The sequence below is a fragment of the Mycobacterium sp. BK086 genome, assembly GCA_004362315.1.
Lineage (GTDB): Bacteria > Actinomycetota > Actinomycetes > Mycobacteriales > Mycobacteriaceae > Mycobacterium.
Genome location: SNWL01000005.1, coordinates 540,516 through 565,454, shown reverse-complemented (window position 1 = coordinate 565,454; position 24,939 = coordinate 540,516). Strand labels below are relative to the sequence as shown.

The following is a 24,939-nucleotide window of genomic DNA, read 5'->3' as shown; positions in this document are numbered from 1 at the left end:
CAATTTTTCGCGATACGTGTGACGCCACCATTGTTTGCTAGTTCTGCACATCAGTGAATGTTTACGAGCAAAATGCCGCTATTTGATTTCGCATAATTGTCGCTTGTTTCATCCTGGCAAATTTTTCAATGTTGCCGGAAGGAAAAGCCCACATTCGTTCTGTTTGAACAGCGAGACGTGCGGGAAAGGAGGAGGTAATTTTCGCTTGCGACAACAGAAGCTGTGACGGGCAATGCCTTTCGGAATTGCTCGCCGACGGCCGGGATGATTGGGGGGATCACGGATGTCGGTCGAACAGACTCCGGCGTATTCGCTGCGATCGGTAGCTGGCGCGAAATCGACCGTCGCCTGTAGTTCCTACGCCCCTTACGTCGGCCGCATCGGCGCCCTGGCCGTCGCATTGGGTATCGGCTCGGCAATGATGAGCGCCGCCGTTGCCCACGCCGACACCACCGGCACCGATTCGTCGGCCGGATCCTCACAAAGCAACTCGGCGCGCTCAGCGCGCCACTCGACCGCGACGTCATCGACGCCACGCACCGCCGTCCGCCAGGATTCATCGCGGTCGCGGTCGCGCACGGTCGCGCCGCACGCCACAGCAGCCAAGCCCGTTGCGGCCACTCGCACGGCCGCGAGCACACCCTCCACCGACTCGACAGCCGATCAGAGCGCGGCGGTGGCGGTGGCGCTGTCGGCCGCGGCCGCACCGGCAGACGGTGCGGGCACGCAGACCGTCTCGGCCGCGCGTACCACGACCAATCCCGTCACCGCGATCAGTGCCGTGATGACCGCGGCGCGGACGACGCTGGAAAGCCTTGTGCAGAACGTCAAACCACCGGCGTTCCCTTCGGTTGCCCAGCTGCTTGCCTCGCTTCTGGCCTGGACGCGTAAAGAATTCGAGGCCATCTTCGGCGCTCCGGACACCGAGGCCGCCGCGACGCCCGGCACCGGAACCGTCGCCACCGGCACCACGACGGTCACCATCGAGGGTGAGACATTGATCCTCACCCCGACGAAAGCCGGCAGCACCTACACGGATACCGCGGCCTCCGGCCGCAAGGCGCTGCTGCTGTCCACGAATGGGAGTGCGGCCAAGACACTTTCACTTCCGTCGACGTCGAGCCTGGTGATTCGCGCCCGTGGTGACCAGTACAACGGGGCTCCGGTGATGACGGTGTCGATCGACGGACAGGTGGTCTCCACGACGCAGGTGACCTCGACGTCGTGGGCCGACTACACGATCCCGGTGTCGGTGTCGGCCGGGACGCACACCATCAGCATCGCGTTCACGAACGACCTGAAAGCCTCGGGCTCGCAGGATCGCAACCTTCGCATCGACAAGATCACCGTGGTGCCGGCCTCGTCCAGCACGACGCAGACTCCGCCGTATTTCCAGGCGGCCGACTGGTTGTGGAAGCCGATCGTGGCCAACCCCGTCATCGCCGCGAACAGCGCGACGTGGGTGAGCTACCTATCGGCCGTCAACACCAAGCATGTCGCCGATCTCTACGACTACGGAGTGACCCTGGTCCAGGCGACGGCCTCGACGCCGCGGTACGACGTCACCTTCACCGAAGCGTGGGGGAACGACCCGATGGGGTCCTACACCGTGGCGATTCCCCTCGGCCTGAATCTGCCGGGAGGCTCGGATCGGCAGATCGCGATCCTGGATCCCACCACTGGCAAGGCCTACGGTCTGTGGCGGGCGAGCTATGACAGCGCCACCAACACCTGGACAGCCGCCTGGGGCGGCATCACCGACCTGAACGGCAACGGCGTGGACACCTCGGGTTCGGCCACCGGGACCAACATCGCCCGCTATGCCGGAGTGATCACGACCGCGGAGTTCAGCGCGGCGGTCGCCGCCAACACGGGCATCAACCACGCGCTGTTCATCTCCAGTGACCTCGCGAGTGCGTTGTTCACCGGCCCGGCCACCAAGTCCGACGGCACCAACATGGCCGGTGTGTCGACTCCGATCCCGGAGGGCACCCGCATCCAGTTGGACCCGTCCATCAATGTCGATGCGATTCCCGGGATCACGGCGGCCGAGAAGGTGATCGCCAAGACTCTCCAGACCTACGGCGCGTACGTCGGCGACCAGGGAGGGGCCAGAATGGCCTTCATCTTCGAGGTCGCCCCCGACGCGACCTCGACGGACCCTGGCGCCGCGTACACGGCCGCCGGTCTGCAATGGGACTACTACGACATGGCCGCCATCCCGTGGTCGAAACTGCGGGTGCTGGCCAACTGGGACGGGTCCTAGCCGCGTCCGGCAACGTCCATGCGGGCCGTGGGGCTGGCCATCGCGGTGACCATGCTGCTGCCGAAGGCACCGTCGTCGTCGAAGAGCGTCGCACTGCCCACCGACACCCCGTTCTCGGAGAAGTGGGTGTCGGCCTGCACGCCGATGTACACGCCGCGCGGCAGCCGGGTCAGGGCGACCGTCAGGTCTCCATTGATGTAGCCGATTCCGTTGGCGCCCATGTCGGTCACCAGATTGGCGGCGGCCTCGGCGACGACCGAGGACCGGACGAACGGTGTGGCGGGGATGCCGGCCACCGCGTCGAGACCGCCGTAGTAGGCACGCTTGCGCCCGGTGTTGTGGTGCCGCAGACCCATTGGGCTCCAACCGGTTCCGTCATCGTCGACGTGCAGCGCATGGTTCTCGACGCCGTCCGGCGCGATGACGGCCGTCGCGGTTTCCCAGTGCTCGTCGACCGCGGTGTGCACCTGGCGGTACTGCAACAGCGTGGCCCGCGCCACGATCCAGTCGTCTTGGATGATGTCGCATTCGGCCGTACGCATCCGATGCCCGTGCCGGATCAGCCGGGTCTGCGTGTGCGTCGCCACGGCCCGAGCGGGTTTGAGCAGATCGAGGGTCAGCCGGGCGGGCAGGTATCCGATGGCACCGTACTTGCGCTCCAGCGTCGACGCCGCGAGCCCGGCGATCGCCTGGCCGCTGAGCACACCGTCGCTCCAGGACGCTGCGGCGGACGTCGTCGGCCGGAAGCTCCCGTTCGATTGCTGGACGAAATATGCGGGGCGAATGCCGATCGCGCTGGAGGCCGCTGCCGTACGTTCCGACAAATCCATGCTGCTGTTCACCGTTGCCATCCTCTTGTTTGGGGGAGCCGCCGCTTGCTTGACGGCTCACCAGGCAACTATGACCCCCACCGGGGTCACGGGCTGTCCACCGATCGGCTGGAATACCGGATGAATCCCGGTGTCCACCGATCAGGGGACAACGCGCTACAGCTCAGGCCTCCAGTCGGGCCCTGATTACCGAAAGTCGTTGCCGCAGTTCATCTTCAGTGATTACACCTCTGGCCAGCAGTGAATGCGCCAGGGCAACGAGCTGATTCTCCGGATAGGGGAGCGTCGAGTAGACGGTGGCCGAGAGCTCGTCCTCCTCGTCGCGCCGCTCCTTGAAGGTGGGGATATCGGCGTCGCACGCCGCCTTGTCGAGAGCATCGCAGAGTCCGTCGAGGCTGGTCTTCCACGGCGGCACCGGATTCTCCACGCCGTACTTGGCCGCCATCACCGACCACACCTGATTGCGGTCGACGATCTGCTGCAGCGTGTCGGGCTTCATTCGCCGACCGGATGCATCGCCGGACGGGTGTCGGTGATGACGTTGGTCGTCACGCCGGCCTTCGGCAGAGCGACGCCGATCAGGCAATCCCGGGTGATGATCTCGGTCAGCTGATCTTCGGTCCAGCCGTCAGTGCCCTCGGGGCGCATCGGCATCACCATGAAGCGGTGCTTCTGGTTGGAGTCCTGCACCCGAACCTCGATGTCGTCACCCAGGTAGAGGCCGAACTCGGCGAGCACCTGGCGCGGCCAACGAACCAGCCGGCGGCGATAGTTCGGGGTGCGATACCACTCGGGGGAATTGCCCAGAATCGGGCGCGGGTAGCACGAACACAGCGCGCACACGATCACGTTGTGCACGGTCGGGGTGTCCTCGAGGATCTGGAAGGCGGTGAAATCGCTGGGGGTTCCGAAGCCGGTCGGCTCCAGCCAGTCGACGCCGACTTCCTTACTCGCCGTCATCGGCTCGGCCAGTGCGAGCGCCTTGAAGTCGGGATCCAGCCAGGCCCGCGCCACCAACCGGGCAGCGGGCGTCGGGCCGATCTGCTCGGCGAACTCGGTGAACAGCCGGTGCTCCTCGGCGGTGAAAATGCCCTTCTCGATACACAATTCGCGCAGCGCGATCTCGAGGACCTCGAAGTCGGTGATCTCATCGACCATCGGCTTGACGGTGCGGTCGTGATCATGGTCGTGATCGTGGCCGTGATCTGTCATATCCGTCCGTTTCTCCTAGGCCTCTTGCAGCCAGTGCTCGGGAATCTCGGTCCGCAGGCTGTCGGTCGCCGGGCCGTTGAAGTCGTTCCACAGCTCGGACATGCTGAATTTCACGACGTAGAACCACTCCGGCTTGGCGTCGGGGATGTCCCAGGTCTCGTCCTCGGCGGCGGGGCTTTCATAGGCCACCGCGTCGATCACACCCTTCGCGCCGCGGACGTACTCCGGTGTGCGCGTGTAGAACAGCACCGGGAGTTCGCGGACGACGACCGGGTCACCGACCTTGAACCTCGGCTCGCCGGCCTTGCCGGCGTACACCTGCGGGTCGCCCTTGCCCTGGGCATGCACGATGTGGCTGTTGCGTTTGACCTGCGACCCGTCGCCCTCGAACTTGGGCTCGGCCTTCAGCGTCTTGCCTTCCAGCCCACCGGCGTAGCGATCTTTGACCTCGGCCATCCGCTCGGTGAGCTCGGTGAGACCGATGTGGTGCTTCTCGATCAGCACCCGCGCCACCGAGAGCAACCAGCGGCCGTAGTACGGGAATCCGAGATAGACCGCACGCTGGACGTCGACGTTGCCGATGCGCCGCCGTTCCTCCGAGAGCCAGATACCGCGCCACGCGAGCACCTCGCAGATGACGTAGGTCATGTGCTCCCAGTACTCGTAATCCTTGTTCTCGTACTTCATCGGAGCGTCCGGCTCGCCGCCGACATCGTGGACGGGCTTCATGTACGCGACGAACTTGGCGTGGTCGAGCAGATCCGGGGTCGGCGCGTCCGGCAGTTCGGGGTACGCGGACTTCAGCCGCGCTACCAGAGCCAGCTGCTCGGCCCGTTCGGCGGCAGTACTCATTGAAGCCCCCCTCGACGCGAACTAGCACATCAACGGGCACAACCTAACACCGGTTACGGGCGCGGGCGGCCGAAACAACCTGTGAATATAGTTGCGGCTCCGTCAAACTCAGGCGTACCCGAGGGCGACGTTCTCGGCACGGATCCGCACCGTCAGCACCAGGGCGTTGGCGATGCTGAACACGATGGCCGTCACCCATGCGGAGTGCACCAGGGGCAGCGCGGCCACTTCGGCAGCCACCGCCGTGTAATTGGGGTGGTGCAGCCATCGATACGGGCCGCGCCGCACCAGGGGCGCACCCTTGATGACGATCAACCGCGGATTCCAATGCTTGCCGAGGACCGACACACACCACCAGCGCAGGGCGGTGCTGATCGCCACGACGCCCACCATCGGCCAGCCGAGCCAGGGCAGGAACGGGCGGTGCAGGGTCGCCACTTCGACGACGCAGGACACCAGAAGCAGGGTGTGCATTGCGACCATCGCCGGGTAGTGCCCCTGGCCGAACTCGCGGCCGCCCCGGGCGAAGGACCACCGGGCGTTGCGCCGCGACACCGCCAACTCGACGAGCCGCTCGATGCCGATCGCCGCGATGAATAGTAGGTAGTACAACATCGTGGTCTCCTTCACCAGCTCAGCAGCAACAGTTCGAAGCTGAAGCCGGGCCCCATCGCCAGCATCACACCCAGGGAGCCCGCGGCGGGCGGTTCGGCGATGGTCCGGTCGAGGACGTCGAGCACCGACGCCGACGAGATGTTGCCGTTGTCGCGCATCGATTCCCAGCTGTGCCGCAACGCCTCCGGCGGGACGTCGACTGCGCTGCTGATCGCGTCGAGCACCTTGGGCCCGCCGGGATGGCACACCCATGTCGCGATGTCGGCTGTCGTCAGACCGTGGTCGGCAAGAAATCGGTCGACCTCCTCGGCGAGGTGGTCCTGGGCCATGTTCGGAACGTCGCGCGACATCACCAGCTGAAATCCGTTGGAGCTGACGTTCCAGCCCATGACGTCGACAGTGTCGGCGAACAGCCGACTGCGGGTGGCCAACACCCGGGGACCCGGATGCAGGGGCAGCCCGGCCGGTGCCCGGTCGGCTCCGGTGCCGACAACGGCCGCGGCCCCGTCACCGAACAGGCACACGCCGATCAGCGCGGGAATCGAGGTGTCGTCGCGCTGCAAAGTCAGCGAGCACAGCTCGACCGAGAGCAGCACGGCGATGTGGTCGGGGAAGCCGCGCAGATAGTCGTGCACCCGCGCCAGGCCGGCCGCCCCGGCCACGCAGCCGAGGCCGAACAGCGGAATGCGCTTGATGTCGGGCCGAAGGCCCACCCTGGATGCGATGCGGGCATCGATGGTAGGCACTGCCACCCCGGTGCTCGACACCGACACGATCGCATCGACCTCGTCCGGCCGGATGTGTGCGGCGTCCAGGGCACGCCGCAGCGCCTGCTCGCCGAGTTCGACGGCAACCTCGAGGTATGCCGCGTTGGCCTCGGTGAAGCCGGACATCTCCGGGTAGCGCTCCAGCGGAAGGGCGAGATTGCGGTATTCGACGCCGCTGGTTTGGGCGAAGCGGGCGAACGCGGGATCAGCGAACTCGGTGAGCGCCGCTGCCACCTCGTCCTGGTTGTGGCGGTGTGGGGTGAACGCGACCGCGGTGCCTGCGATGCGCGGGTCGCCACGTTGGGGGACGCCAATTGAGTTGAGTGAGCGGTAAAACGCGGTATCTGTCATGCGCGCTGCAACACCCTGGGCACGTCGATCGAATTCCCGGTGAGAGGTTTTGCACAGATCCATGCAATAACGGACACCCATCGGTATAAGTTCGTGCCCGTCGCGAATTTATGAAATGTAAAGAAGCACAACATAAATGGCGGCTGAGAATTCCCAGAAATCCCGGCCAATCTGACAATCAGCTTGGCGCCAGCCACGGAATAGCTGGGCGAACGCTGGCAATCGCCGACGCCGGTGAACCGGTTCTCACGAACCTACGTGCACGCCTCAACGGCCGAAACCGGCGTCCCGCAACGCTTGTGCCATCGAACCCGTCGACCGGTTGCTCTCACGCCTGCCGCCGTCGCCGCCACCGCGCGACGGCTGGCGACGCTCAGTTCGCTTGGGCTGCTCGCGCTTTGGCGTATCGCCCAGCCGCAGGGTCAGGCCGATGCGCTGCCGGTCCACGTCGACGTCGAGGACCTTCACCCGCACGACCTGCCCGGAGCGAACCACCTCGTGCGGGTCGGAGACGAACTTGTCCGACATCGCCGACACGTGCACGAGGCCGTCCTGGTGCACACCGACGTCCACAAAGGCGCCGAAGGCCGCCACATTGGTGACGACACCTTCGAGCACCATGCCGACCTTCAGATCGGCCACCTTCTCCACCCCGGCCGCGAAGGTCGCGGTGGAGAAGGCCGGGCGCGGATCGCGTCCCGGCTTCTCCAGCTCGGCGAGGATGTCGGTCACCGTCGGGACACCGAATCGGTCGTCGGCGAAGTCGGCAGGCTTCAATGCTCGCAGCGACCGTTCGTTGCCGATGAGCTCGGCCAGCGCGATCCCCGAGCGGTCCAGGATCTTCCGGACCACCGGGTAGGCCTCCGGATGGACCCCCGACGCATCGAGGGCATCGTCGCCCCCGCGGATGCGCAAGAAGCCTGCACACTGCTCAAAAGCCTTGGGGCCCAGTCGCGCAACCTCCAGCAGCGCGGTTCGACTGCGGAACGGCCCGGACTTCTCCCGGTGGGCGACGATGGCCTCGGCCAGCGACTCGGAGACCCCGGACACCCGCGCCAGCAGCGGTACCGACGCGGTGTTCAGGTCCACGCCAACGGCATTCACCGCGTCCTCCACCACGGCGTCGAGGCTGCGTGCGAGCGTGCCCGGGGTGACGTCATGCTGATACTGGCCGACACCGATCGACTTCGGCTCGATCTTGACGAGTTCGGCGAGCGGGTCCTGTAGCCGTCGCGCGATCGACACCGCGCCGCGCACCGTCACGTCCAGGCTCGGCAACTCGCGGGCGGCGTACGCGGACGCCGAGTACACCGACGCGCCGGCCTCACTGACCATGGCCTTGGCCGGTGCGGTCGCACCGGCACCACGGATGTCGCTGATCAGCTCGGTCGCCAGGGCGTCGGTCTCGCGAGATGCCGTTCCATTTCCGATGGCGATGAGCTCGACGCCGTGGCGCGCGACCAGCGCAGCCAACGTCGCCTTGGCCGTATCCCATTGGCGCTGCGGCTGATGCGGGTAGATCGCGCAGGTATCGAGCACCTTGCCGGTGGCATCGACAACGGCGACCTTGACACCGGTGCGGAAGCCGGGATCGAGCCCGAGCGTGGTGCGGGTGCCTGCCGGCGCGGCCAGTAGCAGGTCCTTGAGGTTCTTGGCGAACACCGCGACCGCATCGTCCTCGGCGCGCTGTCGCAACCGCATACGCGCGTCGACCGCCCCGGAGATCATCAGCCGGGTACGCCACGCCAGCCGAACGGTGGTGGCCAACCACGACGTCGCAGCCGCACCGGCCGACATGTCGACTCCGAGCGCCTGCGCGACCATCACTTCGTAGGCATCGTCGCTACCGCCGTCGAAGCGCAGCGCCAGGGCCTGTTCTTTCTCGCCGCGCATGACGGCCAGCACCCGGTGTGACGGCATATCTTCGAGCCGTTCGGAGAACTCGAAGTAGTCGCGGAACTTCTGTGCCGCTGGGCTTTTCGCGGATTCCTCGGAGTGGGGTGTGGTCCGCAACGCACCTTCGGCCCAGAATTTCGTCCGAATCGCGCCGACCAACTCGGCGTCTTCGGCCGCGCGCTCGACGAGGATGTGCCGCGCGCCGTCGAGAGCGGCCGCGGCATCGGCGACCTCGGCGCCCAGGAATTCGGCGGCCGCGGCTTGGGGATCGACAGTCGGGTCGGCGAGCAGCCGATCGGCAAGCGGCTCCAGGCCCGCTTCGCGCGCGATCTGAGCCTTGGTGCGCCGCTTGGGTTTGTACGGCAGGTAAATGTCTTCGACCCGCGACTTGGTCTCGGCCGTCAGCAGCGCCGCCCGCAATTCGTCGGTGAGCTTGCCCTGCTCGGCGATCGAGGCCAGCACCGCGTCTCGACGCTCGTCGAGCTCCCGCAGATAGCGCAGCCGCTCCTCGAGGTCGCGGAGCTGTCCGTCGTCGAGGCTGCCGGTGACTTCCTTGCGGTAGCGGGCGATGAACGGAACGGTCGCACCCTCGTCGAGGAGCCGGACTGCGGCGGTCACCTGCGTCTCGGCCACCGCGAGTTCCTCAGCAAGACGGGCATTTACAGATTTGAGGGTTGGGCTCGAAGTCACGCGGAGACCCTACCGAACCGCGCCGACAATCACCGCGATTGGTCGTGAGCGTGCCGCCCGCGATTCACCCGCCTCGGGACCGACCGGAATACGCCGCCGCAACGGTAGGTTGGCCGCAGTATGCCCAGAGAACTGACCGAGTCCGAGCGGCAGGACTTCCTCGCCGCCAAACATGTGGCGGTTTTGTCCGTCGCCGCCGAAGACGGCCGTCCGCCGGCCAGCGTTCCGATCTGGTACGACTACGCCCCTGGCGGCAACGTCCGAGTCACCACTGGGGCGACGAGCCGAAAGGCCCGGCTGATCAAGAAGGCCGGGGCGGTGGCGCTCGTGGTGCAGAACGAGGAACCGCCGTATCAGTACGTGACGGTGGAAGCGACGGTGGTCGAGGCCACCGATCCCACCCCGCCGGAGGTGCTGGAGTCGATCGCCGTGCGCTACCTCGGTGAGGAGGGCGGCAAGCAGTTCGTCCAGTCCATGGAAGGGCATGCCAACGTGCTGTTCACCCTCCGCCCGGACCGATGGTTGAGCGCCGACTTCTCGGAATGAGTTGGGATCGGTAGGCGATCGCCAGTTCTTTACTTCTCGCAACGACGCCACGAAGGCGGCGAGCAACGAGAGGAAGAACCCATGAAGATCGTGCCGGCACCCATCGCCCAGCAGATCGATCGCGTCGACCGCCAGTACAGCCTGTACATCGCCATCAGCACCGGCCTGTTCGCGTTCTGGTCGCTCTACCGGGTCGTCTGGTCGCTCTACCTGGCCCTGACCTACGACTTCATCTTCGGGTCGCTGGTTTTCCCCATCATTCTGTGGGGCGTGCTCGGTGCCGTCGCCGCGGTCGTGTCGTTCGGCTTCGCCACCCGCTATCTCAAGGGGTCGGCAACCGGCAGCACCGAGAGCAACCCCGAGCGCAACAACGTCTGATCTGGCGTCTTTGGTGCCCGGCCAACCGGCCGGGCACCTGCGCGTTGCTGAAACGACGTGCGTCGCGCGGGCGATAGGACGGGAGTACACCGGGTTTGCCCCGGGAACACCGAGCGCCGATCTGTGCGACGATCGGTGGGCCTGGGCAACAGAGAGGACCGCCGGATTCATGACTGATGGTCACCGCACCGCGTTATTCGTCCGCGCACTCCTCGTCGCAGGTTTGACGGCGGGCAGTGCGCTCGCCGGCGCCGCGACGGCCGTGGCCGACCCGATGACGCCGACGCCGATTCCGGTTCCCGGTGATCCGGCAGCCGTTCCGCCTGGCCAGCCGGTGGCCGTGCCGGTCGACCCCGCCGCCGTGGCTGCGCCGGCTCCGCCGCCGCCGGGAGCGCCGCCCTCGGTCCCCGAGATCCCGAACCCGACCTACGGCTCGCAGAACACCCCCGGCGTCCTCGGGTCACTCAAAGACATGTGGCACAACGTCCGCGACCCGTATTACTCGCCCGACGAGTCCGCAGCGGCCAGCGGTTCGGTCGCGCCGCCGCCGGGCGCCGGAGCGCCGCCGCCGTTGCCGCCCGGCTACAAGTCCTACACCGCACCCGGCTCGGAGGCGCCGCCGAGCGAATTCGGCCCCGGTAAACCGCCTCCGCCCGGTACCCCCGCGCTGCCTCCGGGGTACTACTCGATTTCGGGGCCGCCGCCGCCGGGCTACGAATACAACACCCCGGGTCAGCCTGCACCGATCACCGCCACGCCCGCGCCGACGCCATAGGTCCGCGACTCACGGTATTGCGGGGTAGGGGATTATCCGCGTCGCCCTCTGGTTATATTTGCTAAGTATCTCGCTGATGTCTGAACGCTGGAGTCGTGCACATGGCCTTGATCAAAACCGCGCTGACCGCAGTCGGCGCACTCGCGGTTGGACTCACCATCGGCATTGCGCCGGCCAGCGCCGACCCGCCGCCGCCGGACCAGAACATCGGTGACCCGGTGCCGGCCTGGGCGCCGGGCAAGCCGGCTGAGGTGTGGGCCGGTCACCCCGTGGTGTGGACCCACATGTGGGGCGGCCGCTGGGGCGTGTGGATCAACGACGGCTTCATCACGCTGTCGTCCAACCCGGTCACCAACGGCGGCTGACACTTTCGGCGGCAGAAGTCTCACGCGTCACAAAAGCCGTCCAGCGCGCACCTAGGGTGGATACTGCGCAGTGGACCGCTATATAGTTAGTCCGCTTAAGGTTTTAGCGATTGGGGTTGGAGAACGATGGCTGGTTTGAAGAGTCGCGCCAAGCTGGCGAGTCTTGCGCTGAGCGCAGTAGCGGCTGGGAGCATCATCTCCGCCGGTCCCGCGGCTGCGGACGCCAGCGACGACTATCCGATCCCGCACCGCATCATCATCACCCAGTGTGATGTGGAGCAGTACATGGCCGCCGCACGCGACACCAGCCCGGTGTATTTCGAGCGCTACATGATCGACCGGAGCAACCGGCCGCCAGAGGTGCAGCAGATCGCCTTCGATCGCATTCACTGGTTCTTCTCGCTCGACCCGGTGGCCCGCCGCCAGTACTCCGAGGACACCGCGACCAACATCTACTACGAGTTCGTCGCGACCCGCTGGGGCAACTGGGCCAAGTTGTTCTTCAACAACAAGGGCGTCGTCGCCAAGGCCACTGACGTCTGCATGAACTACCCCAAGGGCGACATGTCGGTCTGGGACTGGGTCTAACCTCAGAGCTAATTTCTGGCCGACGGTAACGAAGGCGTCAATTCCACCTATATACAGGCATCAATGGTGATGCCCGGATACACAGGTGGACGATGAAGCAAACTCTCAACATTTCTCTCGCGGCGGCGCTGACGTGCGCGTCTCTCGGTGTGGCACCGGCCGCCACCGCCGACCCGGCGCGGGTGCCCTGCGGGGTGCTCGATCAGGTGCGGGAAAGCCTCGACAACGACATCAACGCCGGCATCGGCGGGGTCCGGATCGTCATCAGCTCGCCGTACGCGAGTGGCGCAGCCCAACAGCGCGACACCAACGTCAAGCTCGCCATGATCAGCCACGGCGTCCACTACATGGAAGACGTCAACGGTCCCGGCATCGTCCCCGGGCTGGCACCCGCGCTCGTCGACCTCCGCCGCGCCAGCGACGACATGCGCGACGCGGTCGGGGCGCTGTTCGTGATTTCGGGCGGCGGCTATGGGTACGGGTTGGGCTATGGCGGCTATGGGCCGACGGTGTCCAACGCCTGGCCGCAGCCCTCGACCTGGACCGCCATCGACTACGCCGACCAGAAGAAGGACGACATCTACGCGCTGGTGAACGGCCTGCAGCCCACCTGCCAGCCGTAGCCGCCCGCTACGAGGCGGACAGAATCTTGATCGCGAAGACCAGGGTGTCGCCCGGCAGGATTCCCGCTCGCGGCTGGCCGTCCGGGTAACCGTCGGCGGAGACCATCGCGACAGCGACCGTCGATCCGACCTTCTGTCCGGCAATCGCCTTCTGGAAGCCCGGCACGACACCGTCGAGCGGGAAGTCGGCCGGTTCACCGCGTTCATAGCTGCTGTCGAACACAGTTCCGTCGCGTCCGTTGACGCCCATGTAGCACACCGAAACCGAGGCGGTCGGCGCGACCACCGGCCCGGTGCCTGCCTGAAGGGTCTGCACCTGGGTGGCCGCCACGCTGAACGGCGCGGTCACCTTGACGACGGGTGCGGCGGTGTCGGTCGATCCGGTGACCGCGACGCTGCCCGTGGTGCCCGGCAACGTCCACTCGGGGGCGCCGGGGTTCGCCGGTGGCGTGGTCGGGCAGGTGGCGTCCGGTCCGGCGGCCTGGGTCACCGAGGAGGCCACCGCCGGGGCGGTGGAGGTCTTGCTCGCCGAGGGAGAAGAGGTGTCGGAGCCGCAAGCGGCCAGGGTCACGGCAATCGAGGCGGCGCCGGCTACCAGCGCGACGGCGGAGGGCACACGAAAGGAATTCACGGTGGCCACGCTACAGCGACATTGCCCGACGTCGGCTTACCGGCACCCAATGTCGAGCCATTCAAAAGTCTTGGGCGGCGTTGAACTAATTCTCAGCAAAGCCTCAGCCATCGCAGGCAACCTGCATTCAGGCGCTAGCCGGCGCACACATTAATTTGTTATGAGAAAGAGAAGTCGAACACGATGAGCTACCGGTCAGACAATGCGCCACACGACGACAATCGCCAATGGCGTGCGAAAGATGCTGCAGATCACGCCAACTCACAGCAGTGGGGCTATGGCGGGCATCAGAATTATTACGGAAATTCTCATACATCGCAGATGCAAGCGCCTCCGTACGGACCATATGGGAATACCGGCAGCCAATTTGTGAGACCGCCGTCACAGCAAAATCTCAAATCGCGATCCAAAGCCCGCGCCAGTCTTTTGGTGTGCGGCACCGCGGCGGTCGCGATGGTTGCGGGGGCCGCCGCCGTCGTGGTCGTCGACCATGTCGGACAACCTGCAGCCACGGTCGCCGCACCCAAGCCGGTTGCCCCGGGCGTGCCGGCGCCGAAGGTCGGACCCGTCTCCGGTCAGCCCACCGGTCAGGCGCCGGTCGGATCGGTCGAGCAGGTGTCGGCCAAGGTGCTGCCCAGCGTGGTGAAGTTGCAGATCAGCATGGGACAGGGGCGTGAAGAAGGCTCCGGGATCGTCCTGAGCTCCGACGGGCTGATCTTGACCAACAACCATGTGGTCGCGGCGGCCGCACAGGCTGCGGGTGGCCAGGATCCCGCGGGCGACAGTCAGGACGGCCCGGGTGTGCGGCCGTACGGTCGCACCAGCGGGGGTGTTGAAGCCACCGTCACCTTCTCCGACGGCCGCACGGTTCCGTTCACGGTTGTGGGCACCGACCCCGCCGACGACATCGCGGTGGTTCGCGCGCAGAACGTCTCCGGGCTGACCCCGATCACCATCGGTTCGTCCAACGATCTGAAGGTGGGCCAGAACGTGGTCGCGGTCGGTTCTCCGTTGGGCCTGCAGGGCACGGTGACCACCGGCATCATCAGCGCGCTCGACCGTCCGGTGGCCACCGGCGACGAACAAACCGGTCAGCATTCGGTCATGAACGCGATCCAGACCGACGCGGCGATCAATCCCGGCAATTCCGGTGGCGCGCTGGTGGATATGAACGGCGATCTGATCGGCGTGAACTCGGCGATCGCATCCCTTGGTGGCGGCCAGGATTCGCAGGGGGGCCAAGCCGGATCGATCGGCCTCGGCTTTGCCATTCCGGTCGATCAGGCCAAACGCATTGCCGACGAACTGATTTCCACCGGAACCGTTCAGCACGCGTCGCTCGGCGTCCAGCTCAGTTCGGACGACAGCGCTCATGGCGCGATGGTCGCAGGAGTCGCGGACGGCAGTCCTGCGGCAGCGGCCGGTCTTCCGAAGGGTGCGGTGATCACCAAAGTTGACAGCCATGTGATCGATGGCCCGGAATCGCTGGTCGCCGCCATCCATTCGAAGGCACCCGGCGACAGCGTCGCCGTGACCTTCGACGACCCCTCCGGAAGTTCGCACACCGTGCAGGTGACCCTCGGCACGATGCAGTCCTGATCGCGTTCGCCGGGGATAGGCGGCAGCTATAGTCCGGTAGCTGCCGTCTATCCAACGGACTTCAGGGGAACCCTCGTGAACCGTAGCGCCCGCCCACTCGTTGTCGCCGTTGCCCTTTCGGGACTTGTCATCGCGGGCCTGCCCGCATGCTCATCGTCGGAATCGACGGCCACCTCCACCGCGCCGGTGACCTCGAGCTCCGCGCCGGCGGCCGACTGCACCAAAACCGGGCTTGCCGACGCCGCGACCGCCGCCGTACAGGCCGTGGCCAAGGAAAACACCTACCGGATCGACGATGTGAAGTGCGCTGACGGCTGGGCGGTGACCGGCGGCCTGTGGTCGAGTACCACCAACCCCGAGATGGGCGCACCCACCACGCTGGTGTTCCAGCAACAGGGCTCGCAATGGCTGAACCAGGACAGGCAGAAGGTGTGCGGCACGAACGCCTCGACCACGCCCGCACCCGCCGACGCCAAGATTCCCGCCGCCCTCTATGAATTCGGCTGTTTGACTGGATAGCACTGGCTTTCGTGCGGAAATGCACTAGCTTGGCGATGTGCCGATGGGTCTGAGGGGGCGACCATTGCGGGTTTGGCTTGCGCTGCTCACCGCGGGAGCACTGACCATAGCGGCAATCCAACTGCGGCCCCACTCGGATTGGCAGCTGCCGCCACCCATTTCGGGTCCGTTCGCCACCCTGCTGGCGCTCTCGACGAATCTTGGTGACTCGCAGGCGCAAACCGTCGAACTCACCGCCGAGCTCAACACCTCGCAACGCCCCGGTCGGCTCGAGGCGTGGGCGGCAGCCAACGGTCTCTCGGTTCGATGGCGCACCGGGGATCGATGGGCCGTCGTGCAGGGGCCGCCCACCCACGTGGCCAACGCGTTTCGCGTGCCGGTCCATGATTATCGCGGCCGGGGCGGGCAGGTGTTCTACGCCTCACCCCAGCAGCCCGCGGTTCCCGCATCGCTGAAAGACACCGTGGCCGGCCTTGGCCGGATCCTCAGCTTCACGCCGTACCACTCGAACAGTCCATCGTTCCGGCCATTGGACGTACCAGACCACAGCCTGCCCCCGGACTCGCTGCGAACGACCTACAACGTGCGTCCGTTGACCGAAGCCGGCTACACCGGCAAGGGCACCACCATCGCCGTATTCGGATTCGACGGATTCGATCAGGCCGACCTGGACATGTTCACCGCGACCTATGGCTTGCCGAAGCTCGTCCCCGAGGTGGTCGGCGGCGTTCCCGAGCATCGCAGCGGCGAATCGACGATGGACCTTCAGGTCGCTCATGCGATCGCGCCTGACGCGCACAAGGTGCTCGTCAATGCGCGGACGACGGTCGCCGGTGGAAGCACCTACGTCAAGATCGCCGAGCTGATGCAGTCGGTGGATCGGCAATTCCCCGGGGCCATCTGGAGTTTGTCCATCGGTTGGGGCTGCGACCGGATGATCACCGCTGCTGACCTCGCCCCGATCCGCGGCGCGATAGCCACCGCGCTGGCCCACGGCACCACGGTGTTCGACGCCAGCGGGGATTTGGCCGGTCTTGAGTGCAAGCGGGGGCACGACTGGGCGGCGCCACCCGGGCCCGCCGACGTCGGGCTCGACGCCGTCGCATCGTTGCCCGAGGTGACCAGCGTGGGCGGCACCACGCTGTCGACCGACGAGAACTACCGCTGGCTGGGCGAGCAGGCCTGGAGCGACGGCCCGCTGACCCAGGGGAGCGGGGGTGGAGTGTCCAGCCTCTTCGACCGGCCACCATGGCAGTCCGCCGTGACGAACACGACCAACACCGTGCGCAGGCTGACCCCCGACGTCTCAGCCGTGGCGGACAATTCGACCGGCGCCGTCATCGTGCAAAACCAGCGGCTGGTCGTGGGCGGTGGCACATCGATGGCGGCCCCGATCTGGGCCGGTATCGCCGCGGTGATGAACCAATTCCTGGTGTCCAACGGCGGACGGCCGCTCGGCGAGTTCAACCCGATGCTGTACCGCCTCAAGGCGGGCGCGTCGCGGCCGGGATTCCACGACATCACTCTGGGGACCAACGCCGTTGCGATTTCCCAGCCGGGCTACGACATGGTGACCGGCTTGGGAAGTCCCGACGTCGACAACCTGGTGCGCAACATCCTTGACGTGCAACGGGGTCCGCGATGACCGCCGACGCCGCCATCGCCACGATGCCGTGCCCGGCATGCCATCACGACGTCCCGGCGGGCAGGTTCTGCGTCCGCTGCGGCGCCCATCTGTCGCTGGCGCCCGGCCAGCGGCCCGGGCTGCTGCGCGTGCGTGACTTCGCTGCCGCGCCAGGGGAAAACGTTCTGCAGCCCTCGATCCTCAGCTCGCTGTTCCCGCAGCTGCCGACCCGCTCACGCATCGCGTTCCGGTTCGCACTCGCCCTGGTAGTGGTGGTGCTGATCGCCTTCTGCCTGCTGCAGTGGTATGTGCCCATGCTGGCGCTGGCGATCTTCGCGGCCCCGACCTTCGTCGCGATCTATCTCGTCGAATCTCGGCTGCTGACAGACCTTCCCGCGTGGGTGTGGGTGCTCACGGTGGTCCTCGGCATCGGGGTCGGCGTGGGATGGGCGACATTGACCGATGCCATCGTGGCCGAGACCTACAGCCTGGGGCTGGGCTCACAGATTCCGACGACGCGCCTGCTGCGCGACGTGGTGGTGATCCCGTTCGGGGCGCTGCTGGCCCTGCAGCTGCCGGCGATCGTTGTTCGACTGGTCCGGGCCCCGGTTCGAGAATCGTTGCACGGCTTCGTCATCGGTCTGGTAGGTGCCACGGCGTTCACGCTCGCAACCAACGTGGTCAGGATGATCCCGCAATTCGGCGACAGCACGGTGACCGGCGATCTGCCCATCGAGGACATGTTGCTTCAAGCCGGCGTGCGCGGTATCGCAGAACCGTTGACCGGCTTGGCACTCGGCGGTCTCGTCGGCGCGGGTCTCTGGTATGCCCGGCGCGATGGACCCGATCGCCGCGGAGTGCTGGTGGTCGGCGGTCTGGGACTGATCGTCGGCGCCGCTGCCTACGCCTGTGTCGGCCTTGCCGAGGCGTACCGGTTGCCGCCGTATCTACAGTTCACCGTGCATGCGGTGCTCGCGGTCGCGGCGATCATCGCGCTACGGCTGAGCCTGCAACTGACGATGCTGCGCGAAGAACATGCGGCCGTCTTCCCGGAGCTGCCGATCCTGTGCATCTGGTGCCACCACGTCGTCCCCGATACCAAGTTCTGCCCGGCCTGTGGCGTTGCCGGACATGCGGCATCGCAGACGTCGCGTACGGAACGGCGTGAGAATCGACCTCAACCCCACATCGAGGTGGTGGAGCAATGAGCGCCCCCACCGCGCCACAACCCGTAGAGCTGTTCCCCGGCTACTCGGTACCCTCCGGCTCCTATACAGCTGGGCCACAACGGTTCACATCGTTTCGGCGGATGCTCACATCGTTGATCGTCACCCTGGCGGCATTGATCGGAGCGTCGACAGCGCTGTGGAATGTGGCCGCCGGGCCGACCGTGCGCTACAGCTGCCCGCCGGATTGCGGGCGCCCGCCGACGGGCGTCCCGGTGCAGGCAAGCCCACGCTATGTGTCGGCCGACGGCGCATTCTCGGTGTCGTACCCAGCGCCGGGAACCGCATACGACGTCACCCTGGAAGACGACGGTGTCTCGGCGACGTACACCGGCGGCGACGGGGGAGTCATGGAGCTGTTCGGCGTACCCGCCGAGGGCCGGTCGGCCGAGGACGTCATCGACGACCTCCTCAAAGCCAAGCAACCGGACGCGACGGTGGCGTACGTGTTGCCCAATACCACCGTCGGTTACCAGCTCGGCTTCGGTGAGGTCCTCGACATCTACCCGCAGGGCGGCACGACGGCCACCAGGACCCGCCTGGTCTTGATGGCCGCGGTCAAGAACGACCTGGCGCTCGTCGGCGTCGCGATCGGTCCGTACCGGAAGTTCGCGCCCGGCGATGGCCCGGGGGTGCCGTCGGGCGCCAATCTCGAACTCGCCCAGGATCTGGGCAAGTACGTGAACAGTTTCCTGTGGAAGGGCGACCCGCCGCGGTAAACCACCGGGAGTCGTACGCTCACAGGCGATGTACGACACGTTCGAGATTCGTTTCCTCCCCGTCGGCGCCCGGCGTCTGGCGTACGAGGTGCGCGGTGACGGCCCGCCGCTGGTGGCGCCCGCGTGGTGGGTCAGCCATCTCGAACTGGACTGGCAAAACCCGGACGTCCGGCGATTCTGGGAGGGCGTCGCCGACAACTACACCCTGATCCGCTACGACCGGCTCGGGGTGGGGATGTCGGACCGCACCGTCGACGAAGCCGATCTGACCCTCGACACCGAAGTCGCCATCCTGCACGCACTCCTCGACGAGATCGGGCTCGATCGGGTTTCGCTCATCGGCGGTTCGTCTGGCAGCTGCACCGCTGTCGCGTTCGCCGCGACATATCCCGAACGCGTCGAACGCGTGGTGTTGTACGGGTCGTACCCCGTCGGCGACGTACTCACCGCACCGGGGGTGGGGGACGCGATCGTCGCAGCGGTGCGCGCCCACTGGGGACTCGGCGCCCGGATGCTCAGCGATATTTTTCTCGGCAGCGCGGAAACCGCAGCGCACGAACGCTTCTCACGGCTGCAGCGCGAGTCGGCAACCGCCGAGACCGCCGCGGCATTGCTGGAGATGGTCTATCGCCTCGACATCCGTGCGCAGCTTCCGCTGGTGGCCGCACCGACGACTGTCGTGCACCGCCGCGACGACCGCGCGGTGCCCTACCGGCTCGGGCGTGAGGTCGCCGCCGCGATTCCCGGGGCGAGTTTCATCCCGCTGCACGGTCAATCGCACTTCCCCTGGCACGGTGACGTCGACTCCGTCGTCCGCGCGTGCCGCCAAGGGCTGGCACCCGATCAACCACCCACCGCGGCGGTCGATCAATCCGAACCGGTCCTGCTGTCCCAGCGTGAACGTGAGATCCTCGCCTGCGTCGCGCACGGTCTCGGCGATCGCGAGATCGCCGAGCAGCTCCAGCTGAGCCCGCACACCGTGCACCGCCACGTCGCGAACATCCGGCGCAAGCTCGGCGCGACGTCGCGGACTGCAGCGGTGGCCCAAGCCGCACGTCTGGGACTGGTGTAGCCGAAACCGGCCATCGGGTGAAGATGGCCGCTCTCGGGGATGCGCCGGGGTTCACGCGACTCGTAGATTCCCGGCATGACCGAGACCGCTGCCCACCAATCAAGCACCGAACTCCAGGCGAGTACGTCGTATTCGGCCTGGTTGCGTGTGATGGCCCTGCTCTACGACCCCTTCGTCTGGCTAGGAGAGATGGCCGGGATGCGCCGCCGCCGGCGGGCAGTGGTGGCCAACGCGCACGGACGTGTGGTCGAGATCGGTGCCGGCACCGGGTTGAACGTGGCGCACTATCGCGCCGGGCTCGACGAACTCGTACTCACCGAGCCCGAACCCGGCATGCGCCGAAAGCTCGCTTCGAAGGTCAGCCGGCGCGGACTGGCCGCGCGGATCGTCGACGCTCCTGCCGAGCGACTGCCGTTCGCCCATGCGTCCGTGGACACCGTCGTGTCGACGCTCGTGCTGTGCACCGTCGACGACCCCGAAGCGGCCCTGTGTGAAATCGCCCGCATCCTGCGCCCGGGTGGGCGACTGCTGTTCATCGAGCACGTGCGGGCCAGTTCACGCTTCCTCGCGGCGTGCCAGGACGCGCTGCTGAGGCCGTGGCGCGGATTCGCAGGCGGATGCGTCTGCAACCGCCAGACCCTGGAGCTGATGCGCAACTGTGGATTCACCGTCGAGGCAGACGATCAGGTATGGCGCGGGATGCCGGCGATCGTGCACCCGCTGATCGTCGGATCGGCGACCGTCAGCGCCTAGGCCGGAATTCGGCGTCGGGCACCCGGGCATGCGTCGTAGGCTGGGCGGATGCAGGTCAGTATGTTCGGGCAACTCAGCGGATCGGGCAGTGGATCTCCGATCGATGCGACGATCGCGAACCTCGCGATGCTGCGCGACGAGGGCTTCAAGCGTGTCTGGATGAGCCAATTACCTTACGAGCCAGACCTTCTCACCGTTCTGGCGATCGCGTTGCACGAGGTCGACACGATCGAAGTGGCCAGCGGCGTCGTGCCCATCCAGAATCTCCATCCGATGCTGATGGCGCAGCGCGCGCTCACAGTGAGCCTCGCCTCCGGTGGCCGGTTCATCCTCGGACTCGGCATGACGCATCAGGCCGTCACCGAGGGGATGTGGGGCATCCCGTGGGACAAACCGGTCCGCAGACTCAACGAATACCTCGACGGGCTGCTGCCACTGCTGGACGGTCAACCTGCCGCCGCGGAGGGGGAGACGGTGACCACCCGGGGCGCGCTGATGATCGCCGGGGCGCCCGCGCCCGCCGTGTACATCGCGGCTCTGGGTCCGCAGTTACTCAAGATCGCCGGACGGCGCACGGCCGGCACCTGCACCTGGATGACCGGGCCCAAGACGCTGGCCGAGCATGTCGGACCGGCGCTGCGACAGGCGGCGGCCGATGCCGGACGCGAGGGCGCCGTCCGGGTGGCGGCGTCGTTGCCCATCAGCGTCACCGACGATGTCGGCGAAGCGCGTAAGCAGGCGGCCGAACAGTTCGCGATGTACGGGCACTTGCCGTCCTATCGCGCCATGCTCGACCGCGAGGGGTACGCAGGCCCGGAGGACGCCGCCATCATCGGCGACGAGGAGACGGTGCGTGGCCGGCTCGACGAATTGCGGGCCGCCGGGGTCGACGAGTACGTCGCGGCGCCGTTTGATTCGTCGTCCGAGGGCCGGGCCCGCACGCGCGCACTGCTGCGCGCGTACGACACCTAGCCCGAGCTGGCACGAAAAGCCCCACTAAGAGAAGGCTTTTCGTGCCAAGTCGCAGTTAGCCGGGCAGATTGATCGTCCGGCACGGGCCACCGGGAATACAGGCAATCCCGCCACCGGGACCGGCCTCTGCCCACGGACCGTTGGGGATTCCGGCGGAGACATGGCCATCAGCGCCCGCCTGTGCGCCGGGTCCGCCGGGCACCTCAGCTCCGGCACCCTGAGGGCCGGCAGACGGCGTGCACGGCGTGCCATCCGGGTTGTAGCAACCCGGCGCCGGATCGGCAAAAGCCATTGGTGCGGCTGCGATTCCGGCGGCAGCAACACCTGCGAACAGAACTGGTGTGAGCTTCGAAAGTTTCGCTTGCATGAGGTTCGTCTACCCGGCTCCGCCGATAGCTAACCCATCTAATTGAATTGGCATCGTCGTGGCAGGAAGCCAACGCCTGACCGCCCCTGGACCATCCCGCCGAGCCATCTTCTCTCCGGTGAGATAGATCACTTGACATCGGCGGAATCGCAGGTAGGGGATCGCCGCTTTATGCAGGCATGAGCAGAGCATTGTTGGCCCGGACCGCACAGGCTACCCAATCGGCGATCTTCGCCGCCCTCGCCTTGATCGCCGTCGTCGCGGGCCCCGCTGCGACCGCCAATGCCGCCGAGGATTCGTGCGCGGCCGTCGAGGTCGTCTTCGCCCGCGGCACCTTCGAAGCACCCGGCGTTGGTGCTACCGGGCAGTCCTTCGTCGACGCCTTGAATGCCCGACTGCCCGGCAAGACAGTAGAGGCCTACGGGGTGAACTACCCGGCTTCGCTGAACTTCGGGCAGGCCGTCGACGGAATCGGCGACGCGGTCAACAAGATTCAGTCGGTCGCCGCAGAATGCCCGGCCACCAAGATCGTGTTGGGCGGTTATTCCCAGGGAGCCGCGGTGGCGGGATATACGACATCGAGCACTGTTCCGTCGGGGATCACGTTGCCCGCCAGCATTTCCGGGCCGCTGCCCGCGTCGGTCGCTTCCCACGTCGCGGCGGTGGCGCTCTTCGGCACTCCCGACGCGTGGTTTCTGGGACTGGCAGATCGCAACGCACCGCCGATCACGATCGGCGACCTCTACGCCGGTAAGACCATCCAGCTGTGTGCCCCCGGCGACCCGGTCTGCTATCCCGGCGGCCTGGACCGCTCAGCGCACAGCTCGTACAAGTCCAACGGCATGGCCGACCAGGCCGCCGACTTCGTGGCGAGCAAGCTCGGCGGGCCTGCCCCGGCGGCGGTGTTGGTGCAGGCTGCTGCCGATGTCGCTCCCGGCAACTGACGCCTTCTGCCGAGAAACCGCAATCGAGTGCGACTGATCGGGATCTCCGTCACCATGTCGTGGTGATCGGATCCCGTTCAGTCGCCTCGATCGTCTCTGCTATCGCCCTTGCCACGGGCGCCACGATGCTCACGTCGTGCAGCCGCACCCCGGAGCCGCCGGCCGTGGACTACGCGGTCTATGCCGAGTATTCGCTCACCAGCAAGCCGATGGTGGCCGGTTGGAACACGCGAGTATTCAACAAGCGCGAGGTCGAAGAAGGCACCCACATCAGCCTCGACGACCAGACCGGCGTCGTCACTCTCAAACCCGGTCGCTATCGCGTGACGGCGTTGTCGCTCGTCAACTATGCCGATCCGGCGAATCCGACGGTCATCCCCACAGTGCCGGCTCCGCCTGCCGGATACGCCCGTCTCCGCTATCTCAAGGACGCCCTCGCGCCGGACACCGTGCCAACCCCCGATGTGATCAACGCCAGCAACGCGAAGGCCCTGTCGGTCGGGACTGGTAGCGACGCCAATGCGCTCCCGAGCTTCATGGACACCTTCCTCAATGTCACCGACGAGGCCAAGCTCGTCGTCGAGCATCAGGTCGGCGAGGACGTGAAGGGTCTCTATCTTCAGGTCAACGAGAACGATTCGGTGTGGCACATCAACGCGCGCATCACAATCCAGCGGGTGGCCTGATGTGGAAGCTCCGAACGATGTCGTGGCGATCATCCAATTGGTGAGTCTTTAGCGTTTGGCAGCCCCGCGAATGGGGCAGGCTCAACGAATGAGGAAGCTAATCCGTCGCTCGACAATTCTGGCGGCAGCATTCACGCCAATCGCCGCGCTGTCACTGGTTGCTCCGGCAGCAGGCGCGGCCGATCCCCTCAACTGTCAGAACGGGGAGTGGTGGGATCCGGTCGCCAACGTCTGTCAGCCACCGGTCGCACCGGTGCCACTGAACTGTCAGAACGGGGAGTGGTGGGACCCCGGCGCCAATGTGTGCCGACCGCCGGTGTCGCCGGTCCCGCTGAGCTGTGACGCCGGGCAGTATTGGAATCCGATCACCAATGTCTGCCGGCCGCTGGGTCAGTACTAGCGTCAGTGTCGCTGTCAGCGCGGTGGTCGTCGTCGGCGTCATCCCGCCGCTCGTATCGGTGAGCGTCGTGGCCGGGACGCCGACGATGATCGGAGTCGGCAAGCCGTGGCAGGACCCGCACTTCCCGACAGTCGACCCGGTATCCGGTACGCCGGACGCGTGGATTTCGGCGGTTTGTGCACCGCGTGTTCGTCAGGTGCGTGTGGGAACCGATCAATCGCCGGCTGCGGGGACCGTATTGCTCTCTCCCAATTCGACATTCGCCGTACCTCGATCGACCTATAGCGCAGCGTGCCTGGCCACCGATGATTCGGCTTCGGACCCGGTTCTGTTGGCGGCTCAGTACCTCAATGAAGACTCGATGCAGCTCGACCTCGCCAGTAATGGCGTCAAGTGGTACTGCTTCGCGGGACATCAGGGGCGGCTGGTCGTGATCGCCACGCGCGCCGACGAGCGCGAGGTGGGACCAAATGGCTTCACCATCTCACCGGTTCTCCGGCCGCTTGTCGCATACGGATTCAATGTCTACAGCGACCCTGGGCTGTAGCCAGGGACCAGAAAAGCGTTGGACGCCGGTCTGTTCACGTTGATAGCGTGCGCCAGACCGTGACTTCACACGAGGAGGTGAAACCCATGAACGCAGTAACCAGGTGGGTGCTCCCACTCGTGTTCG

Annotated in this window: 27 protein-coding genes; 19 read left to right on the top strand and 8 right to left on the bottom strand. The window is 66.4% G+C overall.

From position 1 onward, the window contains the following. Positions 1–283: 283 nt before the first annotated feature. Positions 284–2,266, top strand: coding sequence for a carbohydrate-binding domain-containing protein (locus EV580_RS19160; protein ID WP_133692774.1), 1,983 nt, complete (start codon positions 284–286; stop codon positions 2,264–2,266). Here EV580_RS19160 and EV580_RS19155 read toward each other — a convergent pair. The 7 genes from EV580_RS19155 to EV580_RS19125 all read right to left on the bottom strand — a co-directional run bounded on the left by EV580_RS19155 (position 2,263) and on the right by EV580_RS19125 (position 9,479). Further along, the gene (locus EV580_RS19155) at positions 2,263–3,096 is read right to left on the bottom strand and encodes an acyl-CoA thioesterase domain-containing protein (RefSeq protein WP_286171669.1); all 834 of its coding nucleotides are present in this window, start codon (positions 3,094–3,096) and stop codon (positions 2,263–2,265) included. The two genes, EV580_RS19160 and EV580_RS19155, sit on opposite strands and share 4 nt — an antisense overlap. Positions 3,097–3,259: 163 nt before the next feature. Then, a complete protein-coding gene (locus EV580_RS19150; RefSeq protein WP_133692773.1) occupies positions 3,260–3,595 on the bottom strand; it encodes a thiocyanate hydrolase in 336 nt (111 codons plus the stop codon). Beyond that, complete coding sequence (gene scnC / locus EV580_RS19145) at positions 3,592–4,308, bottom strand: thiocyanate hydrolase subunit gamma (protein ID WP_133692772.1); 717 nt, start codon at positions 4,306–4,308, stop codon at positions 3,592–3,594. Before scnC ends, EV580_RS19150 begins: the two co-directional genes overlap by 4 nt. Before the next feature lie 15 nt (positions 4,309–4,323). Further along, complete coding sequence (locus tag EV580_RS19140; RefSeq protein WP_133692771.1) at positions 4,324–5,160, bottom strand: SH3-like domain-containing protein; 837 nt, start codon at positions 5,158–5,160, stop codon at positions 4,324–4,326. A gap of 108 nt (positions 5,161–5,268) precedes the next feature. Next, entirely contained in the window at positions 5,269–5,772 is a 504-nt protein-coding gene (locus tag EV580_RS19135) for an isoprenylcysteine carboxyl methyltransferase family protein (RefSeq protein ID WP_183506413.1), read from the bottom strand. A 14-nt stretch (positions 5,773–5,786) separates the two neighbouring features. Beyond that, positions 5,787–6,893 carry a type III polyketide synthase gene (locus EV580_RS19130; RefSeq protein ID WP_183505241.1) on the bottom strand — a complete coding sequence of 369 codons (1,107 nt, stop codon included), beginning with the start codon at positions 6,891–6,893 and terminating at the stop codon, positions 5,787–5,789. Between the two features lie 267 nt (positions 6,894–7,160). After that, positions 7,161–9,479, bottom strand: a complete 2,319-nt coding sequence (locus EV580_RS19125; RefSeq protein WP_133692769.1) for a Tex family protein — start codon at positions 9,477–9,479, stop codon at positions 7,161–7,163. 120 nt (positions 9,480–9,599) lie between these two features. Between EV580_RS19125 and EV580_RS19120 the strand changes: the two genes are divergently transcribed. The 6 genes from EV580_RS19120 (at position 9,600) to EV580_RS19095 (ending at position 12,754) form a co-directional block, all read left to right on the top strand. Continuing rightward, positions 9,600–10,025 carry a pyridoxamine 5'-phosphate oxidase family protein gene (locus EV580_RS19120; RefSeq protein ID WP_133692768.1) on the top strand — a complete coding sequence of 142 codons (426 nt, stop codon included), beginning with the start codon at positions 9,600–9,602 and terminating at the stop codon, positions 10,023–10,025. An 81-nt stretch (positions 10,026–10,106) separates the two neighbouring features. Beyond that, positions 10,107–10,403: a hypothetical protein gene (locus EV580_RS19115; protein WP_133692767.1), complete on the top strand. Its 297-nt coding sequence runs from the start codon at positions 10,107–10,109 to the stop codon at positions 10,401–10,403. Positions 10,404–10,572: 169 nt separating this feature from the next. Further along, positions 10,573–11,178, top strand: coding sequence for a hypothetical protein (locus EV580_RS19110; RefSeq protein ID WP_133692766.1), 606 nt, complete (start codon positions 10,573–10,575; stop codon positions 11,176–11,178). A 101-nt stretch (positions 11,179–11,279) separates the two neighbouring features. Next, on the top strand, positions 11,280–11,543 hold the full coding sequence (locus EV580_RS19105; protein ID WP_133692765.1) for a hypothetical protein: 264 nt from the start codon (positions 11,280–11,282) through the stop codon (positions 11,541–11,543). A 126-nt stretch (positions 11,544–11,669) separates the two neighbouring features. Beyond that, positions 11,670–12,131, top strand: a complete 462-nt coding sequence (locus tag EV580_RS19100; RefSeq protein WP_133692764.1) for a DUF5078 domain-containing protein — start codon at positions 11,670–11,672, stop codon at positions 12,129–12,131. Positions 12,132–12,223: 92 nt separating this feature from the next. After that, entirely contained in the window at positions 12,224–12,754 is a 531-nt protein-coding gene (locus tag EV580_RS19095) for a hypothetical protein (protein ID WP_133692763.1), read from the top strand. Between the two features lie 7 nt (positions 12,755–12,761). Here the strand turns inward: EV580_RS19095 and EV580_RS19090 are convergent, their stop codons facing one another. Then, positions 12,762–13,394, bottom strand: coding sequence for an FKBP-type peptidyl-prolyl cis-trans isomerase (locus EV580_RS19090; RefSeq protein ID WP_183505247.1), 633 nt, complete (start codon positions 13,392–13,394; stop codon positions 12,762–12,764). A gap of 417 nt (positions 13,395–13,811) precedes the next feature. On the opposite strand from EV580_RS19090, the gene EV580_RS19085 reads away from it, so the two are divergent. The 12 genes from EV580_RS19085 to EV580_RS19025 all read left to right on the top strand — a co-directional run bounded on the left by EV580_RS19085 (position 13,812) and on the right by EV580_RS19025 (position 24,813). Then, positions 13,812–14,984 (top strand): S1C family serine protease, encoded by a 1,173-nt coding sequence (locus tag EV580_RS19085; RefSeq protein WP_502703939.1) that lies wholly within the window; start codon positions 13,812–13,814, stop codon positions 14,982–14,984. Positions 14,985–15,059: 75 nt separating this feature from the next. After that, a complete protein-coding gene (locus EV580_RS19080) occupies positions 15,060–15,503 on the top strand; it encodes a hypothetical protein (protein ID WP_133692760.1) in 444 nt (147 codons plus the stop codon). Between the two features lie 43 nt (positions 15,504–15,546). Further along, entirely contained in the window at positions 15,547–17,148 is a 1,602-nt protein-coding gene (locus tag EV580_RS19075) for a S53 family peptidase (RefSeq protein ID WP_133693138.1), read from the top strand. After that, entirely contained in the window at positions 17,145–18,335 is a 1,191-nt protein-coding gene (locus EV580_RS19070) for a zinc ribbon domain-containing protein (protein ID WP_133692759.1), read from the top strand. The genes EV580_RS19075 and EV580_RS19070 overlap by 4 nt, the downstream gene beginning before the upstream one ends. After that, positions 18,332–19,072 (top strand): hypothetical protein, encoded by a 741-nt coding sequence (locus EV580_RS19065; RefSeq protein ID WP_133692758.1) that lies wholly within the window; start codon positions 18,332–18,334, stop codon positions 19,070–19,072. The genes EV580_RS19070 and EV580_RS19065 overlap by 4 nt, the downstream gene beginning before the upstream one ends. Positions 19,073–19,100: 28 nt before the next feature. Beyond that, positions 19,101–20,144 carry an alpha/beta fold hydrolase gene (locus tag EV580_RS19060; RefSeq protein ID WP_133692757.1) on the top strand — a complete coding sequence of 348 codons (1,044 nt, stop codon included), beginning with the start codon at positions 19,101–19,103 and terminating at the stop codon, positions 20,142–20,144. Between the two features lie 75 nt (positions 20,145–20,219). After that, positions 20,220–20,897 carry a class I SAM-dependent methyltransferase gene (locus tag EV580_RS19055; protein ID WP_133692756.1) on the top strand — a complete coding sequence of 226 codons (678 nt, stop codon included), beginning with the start codon at positions 20,220–20,222 and terminating at the stop codon, positions 20,895–20,897. A gap of 48 nt (positions 20,898–20,945) precedes the next feature. Then, positions 20,946–21,869 (top strand): TIGR03564 family F420-dependent LLM class oxidoreductase, encoded by a 924-nt coding sequence (locus EV580_RS19050; RefSeq protein WP_133692755.1) that lies wholly within the window; start codon positions 20,946–20,948, stop codon positions 21,867–21,869. Positions 21,870–22,415: 546 nt separating this feature from the next. After that, a complete protein-coding gene (locus EV580_RS19040) occupies positions 22,416–23,180 on the top strand; it encodes a cutinase family protein (RefSeq protein ID WP_133692753.1) in 765 nt (254 codons plus the stop codon). 62 nt (positions 23,181–23,242) lie between these two features. Next, the gene (locus EV580_RS19035; protein WP_133692752.1) at positions 23,243–23,866 is read left to right on the top strand and encodes a hypothetical protein; all 624 of its coding nucleotides are present in this window, start codon (positions 23,243–23,245) and stop codon (positions 23,864–23,866) included. A gap of 88 nt (positions 23,867–23,954) precedes the next feature. Further along, positions 23,955–24,266 carry a hypothetical protein gene (locus EV580_RS19030; protein WP_133692751.1) on the top strand — a complete coding sequence of 104 codons (312 nt, stop codon included), beginning with the start codon at positions 23,955–23,957 and terminating at the stop codon, positions 24,264–24,266. A 22-nt stretch (positions 24,267–24,288) separates the two neighbouring features. Continuing rightward, positions 24,289–24,813: a hypothetical protein gene (locus EV580_RS19025; RefSeq protein ID WP_133692750.1), complete on the top strand. Its 525-nt coding sequence runs from the start codon at positions 24,289–24,291 to the stop codon at positions 24,811–24,813. Positions 24,814–24,939 lie beyond the last annotated feature (126 nt).

Bases quoted from the DNA above. Each gene is read 5' to 3' on its own strand.
- EV580_RS19160 (WP_133692774.1), top strand. From the start codon at position 284: ATGTCGGTCGAACAGACTCCGGCGTATTCGCTGCGATCGGTAGCTGGC.
- EV580_RS19155 (WP_286171669.1), bottom strand. From the start codon at position 3,096: ATGGATTTGTCGGAACGTACGGCAGCGGCCTCCAGCGCGATCGGCATT.
- EV580_RS19150 (WP_133692773.1), bottom strand. From the start codon at position 3,595: ATGAAGCCCGACACGCTGCAGCAGATCGTCGACCGCAATCAGGTGTGG.
- scnC (WP_133692772.1), bottom strand. From the start codon at position 4,308: ATGACAGATCACGGCCACGATCACGACCATGATCACGACCGCACCGTC.
- EV580_RS19140 (WP_133692771.1), bottom strand. From the start codon at position 5,160: ATGAGTACTGCCGCCGAACGGGCCGAGCAGCTGGCTCTGGTAGCGCGG.
- EV580_RS19130 (WP_183505241.1), bottom strand. From the start codon at position 6,893: ATGACAGATACCGCGTTTTACCGCTCACTCAACTCAATTGGCGTCCCC.
- EV580_RS19120 (WP_133692768.1), top strand. From the start codon at position 9,600: ATGCCCAGAGAACTGACCGAGTCCGAGCGGCAGGACTTCCTCGCCGCC.
- EV580_RS19115 (WP_133692767.1), top strand. From the start codon at position 10,107: ATGAAGATCGTGCCGGCACCCATCGCCCAGCAGATCGATCGCGTCGAC.
- EV580_RS19110 (WP_133692766.1), top strand. From the start codon at position 10,573: ATGACTGATGGTCACCGCACCGCGTTATTCGTCCGCGCACTCCTCGTC.
- EV580_RS19105 (WP_133692765.1), top strand. From the start codon at position 11,280: ATGGCCTTGATCAAAACCGCGCTGACCGCAGTCGGCGCACTCGCGGTT.
- EV580_RS19100 (WP_133692764.1), top strand. From the start codon at position 11,670: ATGGCTGGTTTGAAGAGTCGCGCCAAGCTGGCGAGTCTTGCGCTGAGC.
- EV580_RS19095 (WP_133692763.1), top strand. From the start codon at position 12,224: ATGAAGCAAACTCTCAACATTTCTCTCGCGGCGGCGCTGACGTGCGCG.
- EV580_RS19075 (WP_133693138.1), top strand. From the start codon at position 15,547: ATGGGTCTGAGGGGGCGACCATTGCGGGTTTGGCTTGCGCTGCTCACC.
- EV580_RS19070 (WP_133692759.1), top strand. From the start codon at position 17,145: ATGACCGCCGACGCCGCCATCGCCACGATGCCGTGCCCGGCATGCCAT.
- EV580_RS19065 (WP_133692758.1), top strand. From the start codon at position 18,332: ATGAGCGCCCCCACCGCGCCACAACCCGTAGAGCTGTTCCCCGGCTAC.
- EV580_RS19060 (WP_133692757.1), top strand. From the start codon at position 19,101: ATGTACGACACGTTCGAGATTCGTTTCCTCCCCGTCGGCGCCCGGCGT.
- EV580_RS19055 (WP_133692756.1), top strand. From the start codon at position 20,220: ATGACCGAGACCGCTGCCCACCAATCAAGCACCGAACTCCAGGCGAGT.
- EV580_RS19050 (WP_133692755.1), top strand. From the start codon at position 20,946: ATGCAGGTCAGTATGTTCGGGCAACTCAGCGGATCGGGCAGTGGATCT.
- EV580_RS19040 (WP_133692753.1), top strand. From the start codon at position 22,416: ATGAGCAGAGCATTGTTGGCCCGGACCGCACAGGCTACCCAATCGGCG.
- EV580_RS19030 (WP_133692751.1), top strand. From the start codon at position 23,955: ATGAGGAAGCTAATCCGTCGCTCGACAATTCTGGCGGCAGCATTCACG.